The sequence below is a fragment of the Candidatus Nitrosotalea sp. TS genome (assembly GCF_011319465.1).
Lineage (GTDB): Archaea > Thermoproteota > Nitrososphaeria > Nitrososphaerales > Nitrosopumilaceae > Nitrosotalea.
On record NZ_RCMB01000010.1, the window covers coordinates 1 to 15453 of the forward strand.

A 15453-nucleotide genomic window follows, 5' to 3' on the forward strand; every position below is an offset into this window, starting at 1 on the left:
CCCTGACATGATCTTGGTTGCACAACCGTCTCAAAATGGAGGTAAATCTGTCCTCACATGGATACCAAGGCCTGCTGAAGGAATTGACGGCATACCAATTCCAAAATCAGCTCAGCAAAATTCAGAGATGCTTGCATCTTCTCCTAAGCCAAGTGATCCAAATCCAATGATGTTAGTAGCAACTTCACCCACTGTCAAAGGAGGCAAGGCTACTTTCATGCTGGTGCCAAAAATTGCTGAAGGAATTGACGGCATACCAATTCCAAAACAAGCTGCACCTGACATGATCTTGGTAGCACAACCATCACAAAATGGCGGCAAGCCTATCCTCAGCATGGATACCAAGACCATCTGAAGGAATTGACGGCATACCCATACCAAAACTGACTCCAAGCGGCTGATCACCTTCATAGCGGAAAACATGTGGAAAAGATAAACATGAAAAGATCAATTTCCTGTGTTTTAGAAGAGTGACACAAATTGGAGATTCCATCTTTTTTTAATCATTGTATAGTGAAGGCAGGTTTGTCAGTTCTGTTTTAAAATTCAATGAAGTTCAACTAACGCAATGCACTCATACTAATTTTTAACATTTTTCTTTGGCTTTTGAGAAGTAATTTCACTGCTTTCGTTTGGTGCAATGTTTGTTGGAATGTGATTTAGCAATAATAGAAAGATCTTTAATGTATTGCATCCCAGCAACAGCATTTGTCCAAAGTACAATTAGGACAACTCTTGGGAGATTTTGATAATTCACATTCTGATGGCAAGCACCTACAGTCAGCACATTTTATTCTCATGATTTCACTTTGTAATTTTGCACTGTGTAGTTATTCCCTTTACAGAAACATAGTATGTGTACCCCAAAATAGCAATAGAAATTAGGCGTAATGGAATCTCATAATTAGTCAGAAATGCAGTAGCTGCTCCACCTACTGCACCAAATTCCGATACTACTGCAAAGCCAATTGAACCACAACTGCATGCACCAGCACTAGCTCCTATGATTGAACCCAAGAACCCAGTTCCTGATCTCTTTATCCCACTGCCGAGCATATGAATTCTATATATGCTAAGGCTTATGACTAGACCAGATAGCGCTGCAACTATAACGATCAATGAGAAATTTGTAATATCATATACAGGAACATAGAAAAGAAAATTGGGTGAGAAGAAGATAAACTCTGAAACTATGGAAAGGGATATCAAGAGAACGCTGAAGATGGTAGCAGATAAGGCAAGATATCTCTTATTTGAAAATACTAAGCTCAATGCTTCTTTGTGCACTTCATTTTATCTTAGGTCGCGATAATTATTTAACAATATTTCCAAATTGAACATGACTTTAGAACAGTTCAAGATTTAGTTGAATTTCATTTTGGAATCAATTTGGAAAAAAGATTAAATCACAAAACAAGTTTAATGAGCATAATAATGAACGCAATTGAAAAGTCATTGTTACTTACTTTAATCTTCATAATTACGGGTTTCTCTTATGCGTATGCAGATTCCATGCAAGGTAGTGGTTCGATGCCAATACATGAGAACAACATGATGAATGGTAGATGCGACATGTCAGGTGGCTCCACGATGGGCAATAATATGTCTGGATGGGGGAATGGTTCCATGAAAGACGGCAGTATGATGATGCCAAGTGGAAGTGTTGACTTGTCCAATGGCATCACCAATATTAGGTTCACAAAATGCGCCAGTTACCATAGTAGAGTTTGGCGATTACCAATGTCCAGAGTGTGATGCATGGTTCAAAAATCAGGAACCTGCTATCAAGGCAAATTATATTGATACAAACAAAGCCAAGTTATACTTTGTAGACTTTCCGTGGGCAGGCGCAGATTCTATAGCAGCAGCAGAATCTTCCTATTGCGCCGGTGACCAAGGAAAATATTGGGAATATCACGATTACCTGTATCAGAATCAAGGAGGAATACAGACAGGTTGGGCCAGTACAAGCAACCTAAAGTCATACGCGAGCTTCACTAGGTCTTGACACAAATCAATTCAATACGTGTCTTGATTCTGGAAAATATTCAGACAGGGTTACTCATAATAGAGAAGTAGGCCTATCAAAAGGAGTTCAAGGAACTCCGACATTTTTCATAATTGGACCTTCTGGAGCAATGCAGGAGATAGTAGGTGCTCAACCAGCTTCAGTATTTTCTTCAGTCATTGATCAAATGAACACACAGACAGTACCCGAGTTTGGTCCTGCAGCTGCCATAGTTCTCGTGATGGCGATATCTACATTAGTGATTATATCTGTAAAAGCTGGTCTAAGAATAGTTCCAAGATACTAAGATCCAGTATTTTGATTGAATATAGTCATCTGAATGCATCATACTGATTCAATGAATTTCATTGTCGTATTCTGATAAGACTTTCACAGCATAATCAGATTTTTGTTGAAATTTTAAAAAAGTATGGGAAAAACAAACGTAAGGTAACCTTCCATAATATGGTGGCTACGGAACCATTGGGCCACTACAAACTTGAATCTGGTATGTTGAGACCAGATCGTCGTAACAATTGTACGCAGAATTGCTTTTACAAGAATTGTTGTTTTTAATACTTTCTTGACCATGGAATAATCAGGTTGTCGAATAAATCTAGTGACATGCACAGGTGCTGGAAAACCGTCTATCTGCATAACATCACAGCTGCCAGCCATTATTTTCATTGGCCTTTTTAATCTGCTTGTGACAATGAGAATATTACATCTTCCTTCGTCACTAATAGAGCTTAGAATAATCCCACCGGAATTTCTCTTCAAGAGTCATATCTAGAATCATTGATATCGATAATTCTTTTGATAAGTGCATTACATCTTATACGAGGAAAGAAATTTGCGTGTTACTTTTGTATAGGCGCCTTGGCCGTGTCTCTTCTGTTACACTCTTTTCACAGGCATAGTGCGGTTGAATTTGTTCTCCCTGCTACATTATTAACAATTTTAACAATTCAGAGAAATACTTATACTGTAAAAGGAGTATTTGGGCAAAATTTTTCTAGACGAGAAATGAGTTATCTTTTCTTTATTATGTGCGCAATATTCTTCATTTCATTTGTAGCATTTTACATGCAAGGAGGACAATTTAGTCCAACGCTTGGATTTCATGGGTCGGTAATATCGTCATTTATGTCATTTCTTCTTCTGGATACCACTAAGATATACAAACCAACCACCCACATTGCAACAATATTGATAGAATCGGTAACGGTGTCATGGGTCATGTTCTATTCTTATCTTTCATACTCGATATTTTCTCGCGTATGGTCTGCTAAAAAAATAGGCATTGGATATCCTAAGAAAAGGCTTGACAAAATAATGAAAAGATATGGCTGTGAGTCGCAACATTGTTTTGCCTTGCATCCAGACAAAGAGATTTACTTGATCGGAGATTGTAATGCGCTTTTGTCATATAAAATAGTGCACGGTGTAGGGATAGTTCTTGGCGGCCCAGTAGGATCGTCAGCAGAAAAGAAAAAAGCAATCGGAAATACAACCAATTTTGTAGGGAAAATGATATCATACCGGCATTTTATGGCTTTACTGAAAATGAGATAAACTATTACACGAGCTTGGGCATGCGGATAATCAAGATAGGCGAAGAAGGAGTCATAAATCCGCATACGTTTAACCTCAAAGGTTCTAGGATGAAGAACCTCAGGAATTCAGTAACCCGTGCAAGGCATCTGGGGGTCACATCCTGTATCGTTAGAAACAGAGACGAACTAGATGCAGAGATCCTAAAGAGACTGTCTGTTATTTCTTCGGATTGGAATGCTGCAAGAACGAATGTAGGATTTTCATGCACTCCTTTTGACCCGAATTTTTTATTAGCAAATGATGATGAATTCTTGATTCTAGGTTATTACAAGGAAGAGATCTCTGCTTTCTTGACTTTGAAAATATATCCAAACAAGCGTGGTGCTACACTTGATATCATGAGAAGAATGAAGGATGGGCCTAATGGAATAACCGAATTAATGATAACCAAAGCTATTTCTTACCTATCCGTAAAATTTCCAGAAGTTACTGAGCTTAGCTTGGGCCTAGCTGGTCTTTCTGACTCACTTCGACAAATGGGATACTATGGCTTTGCTGAAAAGATATTGTTCTTTGTTGGATGGCGTCTCAACACATTTTATGGATACCAATCACTATTTTCTTTCAAGAACAAATTTGACTCCTAAATGGAGAGCAAGATATCTGTCCACCCCGAATTCATTAGTCTTGTCCAAAGTTCTTTATTCAATATACAAGGCTCATGTTTTACCTGTTCCATCAAGACCGGAGTTATTCTTAAAAGGTTATAATATTATAGAAATAGATCTGAAAGCTAGAGCAGGACGAGTCAACTATAGTTGAACAAGTTGAGGACTCCAGTATCTGGAGCTTGTACAAGGACAAGAGGGTCCAAGATCTTGCAATGTCAATCCTGATATGATAGTACACATTGTGTGACTTTGAACACGTACTAGTTTTATTTTTGCATGTGGAACTTATACTATGGAAAATAGGAAATCGACTATTGGGTCCATCATTGCCTTTGCAGTAGGCATAGGTATGATTGGTTCTTTTGCGATGGCCGGGTTTGTTCCTATGATGCCACAGGCATTTGCAGAACCTAGTGTGCAGTCTAATGTTGCATACAACGGCCCGCACGTACCACAAGTTTCATTCCAACTGCAGAATGGAATTCCTCTGGGCCCGCCATATGGAACTCCAACATTATGGCATGAGGAGCAAACCACAGCTGTAGCAGTATCAGTTGGAGCACTTGTATTTGGAATAGCATTAGTGATCTATCTCGCAAGTGGCAAAAATCTGCCAGTTATGAAGATAAGATAACCTCAAGTGCAAACCTCCTTTTTTTGATAAACACGACAGACGGTTTTGGCCGCTGCAACAACTAACAGCAGGCATTGTATCGCTGGAGTTTGTACTTTTAGTTGTATACCGGGGGTGGGTTTCGAACCCACGACCTCCAGATTATGAGTATTGTCCTTTTTGTGGAGACTGGCACTCTAGGCCAGGCTGAGCTACCCCGGCATAGATTACGCGTTATTTCAACTGCAATTAAATGTAGCTCGTGTAAAATATTGAGCAAATTTCAAAAACCAATTCTTTTAAAATACAAAAAGATATTTGCAGTCTAAAATTAATTAGACTGCTTTTTTTTGGGAGGGCACAAATGATGTGATAGTTAATCAGCCAAATTGTTTTAGTCGAATCTTTTATTGACTCTATCCGCGCATTAGGTCTGTCCATACTCTGCTTGGATCCACTGATTCCATATTGGTGCATTCAATGTAAGACAAAGTGTGACGCAGGGCTCTGGAATGTTCATGCTGGAAAAACAGACTACGAGATTAATCTTTGGCAATCTCTTTCCAATTCGTATCTACTTTGGAAACCCATTGGAATTTCTTTTGTAATGCACTGGTGTAGAGTTTCTCCCATTCTAAACCAACTTGGTCAGACCATGCTTTGACCACTCTTGGATCGACATAGTTACGCAATGACGTACCGAGATTGTAATCCCGTGTCTTTTCGGTAAGTTCTATGGTAAGTTTTAGTTTCTCTTCCCTCTGTTTTTGCTTTTCTGCCTGCTTTTCAGTCTTAGTGGGAGTCTCCTTGAGTTTTTTTAGTGCATCTCTTTTTTTCTGGAGAGCTTCCTCAAAACTCTTGGGGATGGTTCTCTTGTGATTACAGGTTATTGCTGCCTCAAGATTTGCCATCTTTGCATGATAAATCTTGATGTTTTCTGACTTGGAATCTAGCTTGTCTACTTTTTTGAGATAGTTCCTGACAACATTTGTTGCCAAGTATGTCCTGAATACCTTGGCAGTAAGCCCCTTGACTACACCACTCAAGAACTCATTTACGTGCCTTGAAGTGATGCCGTCAAATATGAGGTCGTCTTGCTTTTTCTTTTCAGTAAACATTTTGAGGTTTTCATAAAAGACCTTGTCCTGCTCTCCTACAGGCAGTGGCTTTTGCCATCTTACACTGTCTTTTCCAAGAAAGTCAAATTCTATTGTACCGGGTTTTAGCTTGATATGTTCAACACGCAGAGTTGTGGCACCTACCGTGTCTGCCTCGTCAGGATCCTTTTCGTCTCCCACCCTCATTGCAGTCTTGTAAATTAGATAACTAACTGTAGCAATACGCCTTACCTTGTCTTCCTTGTCTGACATCTTTTTGACTATGGCATCGAGTACCTTGTCTATGTGCTCTGACAGCTTGGTTGCCTTTTCATATTTCATCTTGTCGCGCTCTTGCTTTAGGTCAGAAGTGTCAGAGAGCCAGACATACTTTTTCTTCTCAGTTAGGCTGTCCTCCCAGCTTGCAAGCCACATAAAATCAGACTCGTGAATTACCTGGCCCCACTTGCCAGGTGGAACTTTGGCACCTTTTCCAAGGTTTAGCGTGACATCTTTTTCAGTGACTCGGGGTTTCCATCGTCCTCTGATTGGATGATCGCCACGCCCTATGAAAAGGCCAGGTGGCTCTGCCATCCAGTTGGCAACCTCTACCTCTTTTCCATCCATCATTGCCTTTCCGTATACTCCCTTCATCTTTTCCTTGATCTCTTTTCTTGTGGTGGCAATCTTCTTTTTTTCCTCTTTTGTTATTGTGAGCTTTGCGTCTTTTTCTTTATCCACAACCTTGAAGGCATCTGAAAAATCAATATCTGAAAATGCAATTTTCTTGTACTTGTCTGGAAGCACAGTGATAAAATCAGAAAAGAAATTCTTCTGAAAAACAGAATCTTTCACATATGGCGTGTCTTTCTTTTTTGCCCACTGGTATGCCATCTCTTCTGCATCCAAGCTTAGGGGGACCTTCTCACCCTTGATCCTAATCGTTATCCCCTTTGACTCAAAAGGAGGAGGGAACGCAATGCCATTATGTTGTAATGTCTTCCATTTCATTTTCAATATCACCGCATTTTTTACCTAAATCTGTTGACTTTGACAAAAATTGACTCTCTGACTTATATCAATCTATTCAAAAATAATGTAAAAAATTCATACATTTTTTCAATAATTATACGTGTAGTGCTAAAAATATTTTTATACATGAAAATTTCTAGCTGAAAAAGTTCCTTTTTTATATAATTTTCAAACTCAATGTCAGTCTTGCTCTTCTTGGCCTCAAGAACATTATGGCATCATTGCCCACGGGATACCTGGGCAGTGGGTTCTCAGAGCTTACTGCATTGATTATGGTTCTTGCCACCTCTTGGGCTGGTGTGCCCATCTGGGACATCATGATCAATCCCTGCATCACTTTTTCAGTGATATCCTTGTAAACTGAATCTGGTTTTGTGGTCTTTTTGAGCGACGCAAACAGGTTGGTCTTGACAACTCCTGGTTCAATTATTATTGTCTTGATGTTAAATGGCGCAAGCTCGTATCTCATGGACTCGCTGAGCCCCTCTAGTGCAAACTTTGAGCTGATATATGCAGGTGTTACCGGAAACCCAATTCTTCCTGCAACAGAGCTTACATTTACTATGATTCCTGACTTTTGTGCGCGCATTGTTGGCAGCACTTCTTGGATTGTTCTTACGACACCAAAGAAATTGGTCTCAAATTGAGCCTTGATATCTTTTCATTGACAGGTCTTCTAAGGCAACCAACCAGGAAATATCCTGCATTATTTACAAGAACGTCTATTCTTTTTTTATCATCAACTATCTTTTTTATGGAATTTTTAATTGTCTCCTCCCTGTCTACATCAAGTTCTAAAACCTCTATCTTCAGGTTCTCCTTTTTTGCAATCTCCGTTATCTTGCCGCTTTTTCCTGTATCGCGCATTGTGGCATATGTGTGATATCCATTTCTTGCCAGGGCAAGTGCAGTCTCAAAGCCTATGCCGCTTGAGCTGCCGGTGACAATTGCAACTTTATCCATAATTATCACTCTAAAATCATCTTAATATTTTCTATTATTTTGGATGGTATCGCAGAAAAGGACACATGTGTTATGATTCTAGACTAGGGGCTTGTCTCCTTCTACAGGCTCTGAGACCTCGGTTGTCTCGCCATCTGTGATTCTCTGGAGAATCTCAGCAGATGCCAACTTGTGCAGATATTCATTGTTGTTGCCGCACCTGTACGAGAATGTACATCGAGGACATCCTGCTTCATTTTTGCAGGGACATTCTTTTACTATGTGCAAGCTACGATCAAACGCCTTTTCTAGTCTGTCATACAATGCCTTACTTGCACCATTTCCACCTATTGCAGAATCATACACAAAAATCAGCCCTGATGTGCCAAGCGAGATTCCGCCCAGGTCTTGTGATACTCCTCCTGTAATCATGTTGCTGCCTTCTATGATTACATGCTCTGTTGCATGGTACCCGCTTGCCTCGGTATACTCCTCATTTTCAGATCTGTCCATCTCAACTAGCGGCCTTGGCGCCTTGAAGACAATTCCTTTTGTGACAAAATCATACTCTAGAGGATTGTCCAAAATGACTCTTTGACCCTGCGTTACCTCTTGGCCTAGCTCGATATTGACGTATCCTGATACTCGTTTTTGTATGTGCAGTTTGCAAAATGCCACCTCAATTCCATTTGCCTGCCTTTTCTCAAAAATTGTCTCAATGGTTGGCCATTCTTCTGTGAGCGCCTTTGTATAATATGGATAATTTTTTGGAAGAAATTCTAATTTTGCAGACATGTTTTTGGGATATCCAAGCTCCTTTACCCGATATCTTGTTCCGGCAAGAAAATAGACAGCTGATGGGTGGAGCTCTTCTAGTGCGATAGGCAGAACTCTGTCTCCTACTTTTTTGCCATTTAAGAAAATGTCAATTGACTTGCCAATTCCCCTAATGCTATAGTCTTCCAGAAGGCCTTTGATCTGGTCAAAGTTTGGCACATATCTATTTTCAACTAGAACTAGGTTTCCAACATTGAGATGTCTTTGAATGACATCGCGGTGTTCTGGCAACTCGTGTTTTGCAATGGGTTTGTCACAGGCCATTGCAAGCACCTGGAATTCCTCGACAAATGGATTTTTTGGGTCAATGTAGATTTGTTCAGTGTCTTCAAAGTAATCATCTGGATGGTTTTTGTAATATTGTGATATCGGATCGTTTCCAAGAACCAGAAATGCAAAACCGTCTTGGCCTTTTCTTGCAGCTCTTCCAATTCTTTGAACCAGTCGATTGACTGGAATGGTAGACGATATTACGCCATCAACATTTCCAACATCGATTCCAAGCTCAAGGGTTGGGGTTGCAGAGACTGCCAACAATTTATCGTTTTTGAACAGATTCTCAATTGACCGTCTATAGTTTGCCATCAGGCCTGCCCTGTGAACCTTGATGTCTATTTTTTGCCGTCCTGCCTGCAGGGCCAAAAGTTCGGAATTCAGATGTGAATTGCTGAATACCAATGTCTTGCGCTTTTTTGATGCAAGCTTCTTTAGTATGTCAATCATCAATGCGCGCTGAGTTACAAGGGAGGGAAACAGCATACAAAACTCTATTCTCCCTTTTTTTCCAGACCCTGTAACCTGTACCATGTCTACTCCAAACAAGCCCTGACAAAACAAGAGTGCATTTTCAAGCGTGGCAGAAGATGCCACAAACTGTATCTTGGGGCAGATTCTCTTTAGCCTTTTTATGATATAGTGAACATTGGAGCCAAAAATTCCAGAATATGTATGCGCCTCATCTACTGCCAAAAACTTTACCGTATTTAGCAGTGCGGCAAACTTTGTCCTGTGCCATAAATGGTAATGCAGCACATCAAAGTTTGTAATTATTATCTCTGGAGGAGAATCCAAGATCTCTCTTCTTTCAGTATCCTTTGTATCTCCATCAAAAACTGCAATTCCCAGGCTGAGTCTATCTGCAACGTCCTTTATCTTTGGATATTGATCACGTGCAAGAGACTTTGTTGGATAGACAAAGAGTGCATGAACGCTGTGCCTTGGTGCCTTTGAATCAACTATCCTCTGCATTATTGGTATGACAAATGCCTCTGTCTTGCCTGATGCTGTTGGCGCAGTAATTATGACATTTTTCCCAAATACGATATCTGCGATGGCGTCCTCCTGAAATTTGTAAAACTTTGAAATCCCTTTTGCTTCTAATGCCTCTATGATTCTCTCATCCAGTCCAGAATCATCAACGGTAGAGCCCATCTTGGGGTCTGGCTCTACAATTGACTTGAAATGTGATACGTAATGTTTCTTTGAGAATAATACTGATCTGGTCAACTCGTCAATCTTTGAATCCCCTATCATCTTTTTGATCTCGTCTTCGCTTTGAAGCAGGCCTTCTTTTTCCAGTGCACTCTGAGATTCTTTCTTCGTTGGAGTCTGCCCGGTGTCAAATTTTAGCAAAAAATCAAGATATGCCTCGTCTAAATTCTTGTTATAGTCTATTACATCTTCAATCTTGCAGTGCGTGCAGCCAAATAGAATTTTTTGATTAAATGTTTTTTGAACCTCCAGCTTTGATTTACATTTGGGACACGTGTGCACTGTATCATGGAAACGTCTATCTGATTTAATTTTTAGTTACATGTGGAATTCCACGCTAGGTCAAACATTTAAGCAAGAAAATTCTATCTTGAGCTATTGGCAGTACTTGTAACTGGCGCTACGGGATTTATAGGAACAAAATTGGTCGCCAAACTGGTTGGACGAGGAGACGAAGTAACTGTCCTTGTACGCGCAGGACAAATCCAAAACCCCAAGGTTAAGGTAGTTACAGGAGACCTCACTTATCCTGACTTTGATTTTATCGATGATCAATACGATGTGGTGTATCACCTTGCTGCTGCATGGCCTGGCGAAAAAGACAAGAAACTGCAGAGAAAAGTAAACTATGACGGGACAGTTAACCTGTTCAGCAAGATAAAGGACAAGACAAAATTCTTTGTGTATGTCTCAGGTCTTGGCGCTTTTGGGGGCACAAAAGAAAGTACGATAGACGAGAATACCTCCCCATCTCCAAATACAGACTATGCCAAGCTAAGACTGGAGGCGCAAAAATATCTTGAAGACAACTGCCGGCAAAGCGGAATTCCATTTACTGTTGCGTATCTTGGAGATGTGTATGGTGATGGAGGTTGGTTCAAGTCAATGATGGTTGAAAGGCTCAAGAAAGGCTCATTTAAAATTCCAGGCTCTGGGAAATATTATCGAAGTTTTGTTCACGTGGACGATGTAGCATCTGCACTGATATCCATTGCAGAAAAGAACCAGACAAACCAGTCGTTTGTTGTCACTGATTCTAATCCTGTCATGTTTTCAGAATTTGTAAGTTTTGTATGCTCCAAACTTGGCGTGAAAACACCTGGAACGATTCCTGCATTTCTTGCAAAAACCATGCTGGGTGCAGACTTTGTTACACTGCTTACAACATCAGTCAAGGCATCAAACTCTAAAATATCTAAAATATGCAACATTGCATATCCGTCATACCAAGAGGGAGTAAGCTCTGCTGTTTCTGAAATAAAATCCATGATTGACATATAATATGTATTATCAGTCTAGGCCTGTTGTGGGCCTTGGAAGCAGTTGGGGACAAGTACTAGATGTTCTGGAACAAATAATTCCAGTCTATGACAAGGTAAATTCGTTTATCTCTCTTGGAAAAGACCTAGAGTTTAGGGAACGTGGAATCCGCGGTCGGGTAAACAGAGGGAGACTGGGTTCTTGATGCAGGATCTGGATTTGGTAACATGTCAAAGACTGCCATGAAAATTTGCAACGATGATCTACATGTTACGCTATACGACCCTCTAAGACCAATGCTAAAGAACACAAGCAGACTGTTTGCAAAAACTCCTGCTCTGACTTGCGGCGTATTTGAGCACATACCGTTTCGAGAAGAAAATTTTGATGCGGTTATTTGCGGATACTCGTTGCGTGATGCAATCAGCCTCAGGACGGCAATATCTGAGATACATCGAGTCTTAAAAAAGGGAGGCAGGTTTGTCATTGTTGATCTTGGCAAGCCAGACAATCCATTGATTAGGGCAGGCGTCTCGTTCTACTTGCGGGTCTTTCTGCCTGTTATTGCACTTGCAGCAGGAGGAAAACTGGGATTAAAATTTGCGGCGCTTTATGACACGTACAGGTTGTGGCCACAAAATAAAAAACTCGAATCACTGCTTCTTGAAAAGTTTGCAAGAGTTGAATTTGATACTGGCATGATGGGAGGCGCAGTAATAGTTGCCGCTTACAAGTAGTCTAAAGCTTTAATTTTGGAAAAGACCCAATCACTGCGTGACAGATTTCTCTCTTGTCATAATGGGCAATGACTGGATAATGATAGCATTTGTGGCTCTAGTGATGTTACTTGGAACAAAACGCATGCCAGAGGCATCAAAAAAGATAGGAAAAATTGTGGGCCAATTCAACAAAACAAAAAACATTGTCCAAGATGAGATTCAAAAGGCCAAGGGAGACTTTGGTATGCAAATACAGGGCCCTGCAACTTCAGAGCGACAAAAACTTGAGGTCATGGCACAATCACTTGGAATAGATTCTAAAGACAAGACAGATGACGATCTGCGAAATCTTATCTCGTCCAAACTTGGGGGATCAAATACCAGTAAAGGATCTGAACAGCCTACCAAGTAAGATGTAATCTATTCTAAACAAATTTAAATACAATACCTAAGTAGACGATCGGTAAGTTTGAACAAGATAGATCCATGGCAGAATGCACTAAAACAACTTGCATCTGCTGCAAAGATTTTAAAACTTGATCCAGGCGTTCACGAGATGCTCGCATCGCCAAAAAAAGTATTGACTGTTTCTCTTCCAGTAAAAATGGATGATGGAAGAATCAAAGTATTCACGGGATTTCGATCTCAGCATAATGATTTTAGGGGACCATTCAAAGGCGGAATAAGATATCACCCTGATGTAACAATAGAGGAAGTCAAGGCACTCTCAATGTGGATGACTTGGAAGTGCTCCATTGTAGATGTTCCCTTTGGAGGCGGAAAGGGTGGAATCATCTGTGATCCTAAAAGGCTCTCTGCTGGAGAAAAGGAGAGGCTGACACGAAGATATGCATATGCCATTTCTGAAATTATAGGTCCTGGCAAGGATGTGCCTGCCCCAGATGTTTACACCACAGGAAAAGAGATGGCACAGATAATGGACGTTTACAGTATAATGCACGGACAAGGCGAGCCTGGCGTAATTACTGGCAAGCCGCTTTCTATAGGAGGTTCCCAGGCAAGAAACGTTGCAACAGGTCTTGGAGTATCATACTGTGTAAGAGAAGCTGCCAAGAAACTTGGATTGAGACTAAAAGGTGCAAAGGTTGTAGTGCAAGGATATGGCAATGCGGCAACATTTGCTGCAGAGTATATTGAAAAGATGGGTGCAAAGATAATTGCAGTCAGCGACTCCAAGGGTTCCATAGTAAATACAAAGGGACTAGATTCCAAAAAAGTACTAGAGTACAAGAACAAGAATGGAAGCGTAGTAGGATATCCAGGCAGCAAAAAAATCACCACAGAACAACTTCTCACCACTCCATGTGACATATTGGTTCCAGCAGCTCTTGAGAATCAGATAACTCCACAGATTGCAAAAAATGTTGATTGTCAAGATGGTTGCAGAGGCAGCAAATGGCCCGACAACTCCAGAAGCTGATGAGATTTTATTTAAAAACAAGATTACAGTCATTCCAGACATACTGGCAAACTCTGGAGGTGTATGCATTTCATACCTAGAATGGGTACAGAACTTGCAGCGATACTACTGGTCATTTGACGAGGTGGCAGGCAAGATGGAACACCACATTGTCAAGGGATTCCATGACACACTTGCCTTGTCAAAGAAGCACAATGTGGACATGAGAAAAGCAAGCATGGTGCTTGCAGTTGGACGAGTCTTAGAGGCATACGACGCAAGAGGCCTCTGGCCGTAAAAAATTCTTTATTTTCAGGTTGGTACAATGAGCAAGGCATTTGTAGCTATTCATTGCGAGACTGGAAAAGAGTCGCAGGTGATTAGAAAACTTACTGAGATAAAGGGAATAAAAAATGTCACAGGTGTTCTTGGCCTGTACGACGTAATTGTGGAAGTGGAATCTAGTGATTCCATGACTTTGGAGCAGGCAGTTACTGGATACATACGCAAAGTACCCCACGTGCTTTCTACCATGACACTAATTGTGGTCTGAAAAATTCTTTACAGTAGATATTAGAAAATAAAAATTAAAAGATCTGAATTTAAGAGGTGCTAAACGAGTGACCGCAAGAACATGACTTGGTCACGTTTGGATTGTTTATCTTAAATCCAGCGCCCATTAGACTCTCAATGTAGTCAATATTTGCGCCTTTGAGGTATTCGGCACTGTAGCTGTCAACGATCATCTTTACACCATTCTCTTCAATTAGGAGATCATCTTCCTCGGCTTGTTTTTCAAAGCCCATTCCGTAGGATAATCCCGAGCATCCGCCGCCCTGTACGTAAACTCGCAGAAACTCTGGCTTTTCTGCTTCTTCTTTCATAAAAGCAGTTACCTTTTCTGCGGCCTTTGGTGTGATTGTGACAAGTTTTGTTGTCTGTGTATTGCTCATAAACCAGATTTGGCGCCTAAATTATAATAATCTTTTCATACCGGGCATATTAGGAATGGATGGCAGTAAAGGGGCAGTTTTTCTATTTCTTTGACTTGTTTACAAAGGCAGTCATTCTTTCTGCTCTGTCTGGGTGTGTGAAGCACAATCCCCACGTGTAAAGCTCAAGTGCAAGACCTGTATCGATATCAGAGTTTCTTCCCTTGTTTATCGCAACCTTTGACATTCTAACTGCCATGGGAGAGTTTTGTGCAATCATCTTTGCAACATTTGTGGTCTCTTCCATTAATTTTGCAAGCTCGACTACCTTGTTTACCAGTCCCATCTCTTTTGCCTCGTCTGACTTTACCATTCTTCCAGTATAGATCAAGTCCTTTGCTTGTGATATTCCTATGGTTCTCTGCAATCTTTGTGTACCTCCCCATCCGGGACAGACTCCAATTGTAACTTCGGGCTGGCCAATCTTTGCAGTATCTGCAGCTATTCTCATGTCACATGCAAGTGCAAGCTCGCATCCGCCACCGAGTGCAAATCCATTGATTGCCGCAATTGTTGGCCTGCTGCAATTTTCTACGGTAAAAGTAAGAAGATGGCCTACCTTTGCATATGCCTCGGCCTCAATTGGTGTAATGGTTGACATGTATGCAATGTCTGCACCTGCAGAGAATGCCTTGTCTCCCTCACCTGTAATAATTACTACCTTTACTGAATCGTCTGTTTCTATTTCTTTGAATACTTTGATGATATCATTTGCAACGTCCATGTTCATGGCGTTGAGCTTGTCTGGCCTGTTTATCTTGATGGTGCAAATTCCATCTGACTTTGAAACAATAACAAGAGACATGTTGGGACT

General features: G+C 40.7%; 19 protein-coding genes, 1 tRNA gene and 2 pseudogenes. 13 read left to right on the forward strand and 9 right to left on the reverse strand.

The features are described 5' to 3' along the window. Nucleotides 1-355: hypothetical protein (locus DYY67_RS04960; protein ID WP_218584693.1), on the forward strand; the 355-nt coding region annotated here is incomplete at its 5' end. A 449-nt stretch (nucleotides 356-804) separates the two neighbouring features. Here DYY67_RS04960 and DYY67_RS04965 read toward each other — a convergent pair. Together DYY67_RS04965 and DYY67_RS10130 are read right to left on the reverse strand one after the other, a co-directional pair. Next, nucleotides 805-1272: a hypothetical protein gene (locus tag DYY67_RS04965; RefSeq protein ID WP_166391278.1), complete on the reverse strand. Its 468-nt coding sequence runs from the start codon at nucleotides 1270-1272 to the stop codon at nucleotides 805-807. Nucleotides 1273-1493: 221 nt separating this feature from the next. Further along, complete coding sequence (locus tag DYY67_RS10130) at nucleotides 1494-1676, reverse strand: hypothetical protein (protein ID WP_218584694.1); 183 nt, start codon at nucleotides 1674-1676, stop codon at nucleotides 1494-1496. On the opposite strand from DYY67_RS10130, the gene DYY67_RS04970 reads away from it, so the two are divergent. The 6 genes and pseudogenes from DYY67_RS04970 (at nucleotide 1676) to DYY67_RS04990 (ending at nucleotide 4870) form a co-directional block, all read left to right on the forward strand. After that, the gene (locus tag DYY67_RS04970; RefSeq protein ID WP_166391280.1) at nucleotides 1676-2008 is read left to right on the forward strand and encodes a DsbA family protein; all 333 of its coding nucleotides are present in this window, start codon (nucleotides 1676-1678) and stop codon (nucleotides 2006-2008) included. The genes DYY67_RS10130 and DYY67_RS04970 overlap by 1 nt on opposite strands. A 46-nt stretch (nucleotides 2009-2054) precedes the next feature. Continuing rightward, nucleotides 2055-2129 (forward strand): annotated as a pseudogene (locus tag DYY67_RS11895) (hypothetical protein); the annotation flags it as partial. 9 nt (nucleotides 2130-2138) lie between these two features. After that, nucleotides 2139-2315 (forward strand): hypothetical protein, encoded by a 177-nt coding sequence (locus tag DYY67_RS10800; RefSeq protein ID WP_255492826.1) that lies wholly within the window; start codon nucleotides 2139-2141, stop codon nucleotides 2313-2315. Between the two features lie 779 nt (nucleotides 2316-3094). Next, complete coding sequence (locus DYY67_RS04980; RefSeq protein WP_218584695.1) at nucleotides 3095-3583, forward strand: hypothetical protein; 489 nt, start codon at nucleotides 3095-3097, stop codon at nucleotides 3581-3583. Continuing rightward, nucleotides 3547-4212, forward strand: a complete 666-nt coding sequence (locus DYY67_RS04985; protein ID WP_320415981.1) for a phosphatidylglycerol lysyltransferase domain-containing protein — start codon at nucleotides 3547-3549, stop codon at nucleotides 4210-4212. Before DYY67_RS04980 ends, DYY67_RS04985 begins: the two co-directional genes overlap by 37 nt. Nucleotides 4213-4528: 316 nt before the next feature. Then, nucleotides 4529-4870, forward strand: a complete 342-nt coding sequence (locus tag DYY67_RS04990; protein WP_166391285.1) for a hypothetical protein — start codon at nucleotides 4529-4531, stop codon at nucleotides 4868-4870. 106 nt (nucleotides 4871-4976) lie between these two features. Here the strand turns inward: DYY67_RS04990 and DYY67_RS04995 are convergent. The 5 genes from DYY67_RS04995 to DYY67_RS05010 form a co-directional block, all read right to left on the reverse strand. Further along, nucleotides 4977-5071 (reverse strand) — tRNA-Met (locus DYY67_RS04995). Between the two features lie 320 nt (nucleotides 5072-5391). Continuing rightward, nucleotides 5392-6957, reverse strand: coding sequence for a DNA topoisomerase I (locus DYY67_RS05000; RefSeq protein ID WP_166391287.1), 1566 nt, complete (start codon nucleotides 6955-6957; stop codon nucleotides 5392-5394). Nucleotides 6958-7135: 178 nt separating this feature from the next. After that, nucleotides 7136-7579, reverse strand: coding sequence for an SDR family NAD(P)-dependent oxidoreductase (locus DYY67_RS10805; protein ID WP_320415977.1), 444 nt, complete (start codon nucleotides 7577-7579; stop codon nucleotides 7136-7138). Nucleotides 7580-7593: 14 nt separating this feature from the next. Next, entirely contained in the window at nucleotides 7594-7941 is a 348-nt protein-coding gene (locus DYY67_RS10810) for an SDR family NAD(P)-dependent oxidoreductase (RefSeq protein ID WP_255492827.1), read from the reverse strand. Nucleotides 7942-8019: 78 nt separating this feature from the next. Then, nucleotides 8020-10530, reverse strand: a complete 2511-nt coding sequence (locus DYY67_RS05010) for a DEAD/DEAH box helicase (protein WP_320415978.1) — start codon at nucleotides 10528-10530, stop codon at nucleotides 8020-8022. Nucleotides 10531-10626: 96 nt separating this feature from the next. Here DYY67_RS05010 and DYY67_RS05015 point away from each other — a divergent pair, with 96 nt between their 5' ends. The 6 genes and pseudogenes from DYY67_RS05015 (at nucleotide 10627) to DYY67_RS05035 (ending at nucleotide 14200) form a co-directional block, all read left to right on the forward strand. After that, the gene (locus DYY67_RS05015) at nucleotides 10627-11529 is read left to right on the forward strand and encodes an NAD-dependent epimerase/dehydratase family protein (RefSeq protein WP_166391289.1); all 903 of its coding nucleotides are present in this window, start codon (nucleotides 10627-10629) and stop codon (nucleotides 11527-11529) included. 1 nt (nucleotide 11530) lies between these two features. After that, a complete protein-coding gene (locus DYY67_RS10815) occupies nucleotides 11531-11713 on the forward strand; it encodes a hypothetical protein (RefSeq protein WP_255492828.1) in 183 nt (60 codons plus the stop codon). Nucleotides 11714-11735: 22 nt separating this feature from the next. After that, entirely contained in the window at nucleotides 11736-12245 is a 510-nt protein-coding gene (locus DYY67_RS05020) for a class I SAM-dependent methyltransferase (protein ID WP_255492829.1), read from the forward strand. Nucleotides 12246-12282: 37 nt separating this feature from the next. Then, nucleotides 12283-12639: a Sec-independent protein translocase subunit TatA/TatB gene (locus DYY67_RS05025; protein ID WP_320415979.1), complete on the forward strand. Its 357-nt coding sequence runs from the start codon at nucleotides 12283-12285 to the stop codon at nucleotides 12637-12639. Nucleotides 12640-12696: 57 nt separating this feature from the next. Further along, nucleotides 12697-13945 (forward strand): annotated as a pseudogene (locus DYY67_RS05030) (Glu/Leu/Phe/Val family dehydrogenase). Between the two features lie 27 nt (nucleotides 13946-13972). After that, nucleotides 13973-14200, forward strand: a complete 228-nt coding sequence (locus DYY67_RS05035; RefSeq protein WP_166391290.1) for an Lrp/AsnC ligand binding domain-containing protein — start codon at nucleotides 13973-13975, stop codon at nucleotides 14198-14200. A gap of 49 nt (nucleotides 14201-14249) precedes the next feature. On the opposite strand, the gene erpA is transcribed toward DYY67_RS05035, so the two are convergent. Then, nucleotides 14250-14600 (reverse strand): iron-sulfur cluster insertion protein ErpA, encoded by a 351-nt coding sequence (gene erpA, locus DYY67_RS05040; RefSeq protein WP_166391291.1) that lies wholly within the window; start codon nucleotides 14598-14600, stop codon nucleotides 14250-14252. 82 nt (nucleotides 14601-14682) lie between these two features. After that, nucleotides 14683-15444: an enoyl-CoA hydratase/isomerase family protein gene (locus DYY67_RS05045; protein WP_166391292.1), complete on the reverse strand. Its 762-nt coding sequence runs from the start codon at nucleotides 15442-15444 to the stop codon at nucleotides 14683-14685. Nucleotides 15445-15453 lie beyond the last annotated feature (9 nt).

Excerpts from the sequence above, each read along its gene's own strand:
- erpA (WP_166391291.1), bottom strand. The coding sequence starts at position 14,600 with ATGAGCAATACACAGACAACAAAACTTGTCACAATCACACCAAAGGCC.
- DYY67_RS04980 (WP_218584695.1), top strand. The coding sequence starts at position 3,095 with ATGCAAGGAGGACAATTTAGTCCAACGCTTGGATTTCATGGGTCGGTA.
- DYY67_RS05045 (WP_166391292.1), bottom strand. The coding sequence starts at position 15,444 with ATGTCTCTTGTTATTGTTTCAAAGTCAGATGGAATTTGCACCATCAAG.
- DYY67_RS04970 (WP_166391280.1), top strand. The coding sequence starts at position 1,676 with ATGGCATCACCAATATTAGGTTCACAAAATGCGCCAGTTACCATAGTA.
- DYY67_RS10800 (WP_255492826.1), top strand. The coding sequence starts at position 2,139 with ATGCAGGAGATAGTAGGTGCTCAACCAGCTTCAGTATTTTCTTCAGTC.
- DYY67_RS05035 (WP_166391290.1), top strand. The coding sequence starts at position 13,973 with ATGAGCAAGGCATTTGTAGCTATTCATTGCGAGACTGGAAAAGAGTCG.
- DYY67_RS05000 (WP_166391287.1), bottom strand. The coding sequence starts at position 6,957 with ATGAAATGGAAGACATTACAACATAATGGCATTGCGTTCCCTCCTCCT.
- DYY67_RS10815 (WP_255492828.1), top strand. The coding sequence starts at position 11,531 with ATGTATTATCAGTCTAGGCCTGTTGTGGGCCTTGGAAGCAGTTGGGGA.
- DYY67_RS10810 (WP_255492827.1), bottom strand. The coding sequence starts at position 7,941 with ATGGATAAAGTTGCAATTGTCACCGGCAGCTCAAGCGGCATAGGCTTT.
- DYY67_RS04990 (WP_166391285.1), top strand. The coding sequence starts at position 4,529 with ATGGAAAATAGGAAATCGACTATTGGGTCCATCATTGCCTTTGCAGTA.
- DYY67_RS05020 (WP_255492829.1), top strand. The coding sequence starts at position 11,736 with ATGTCAAAGACTGCCATGAAAATTTGCAACGATGATCTACATGTTACG.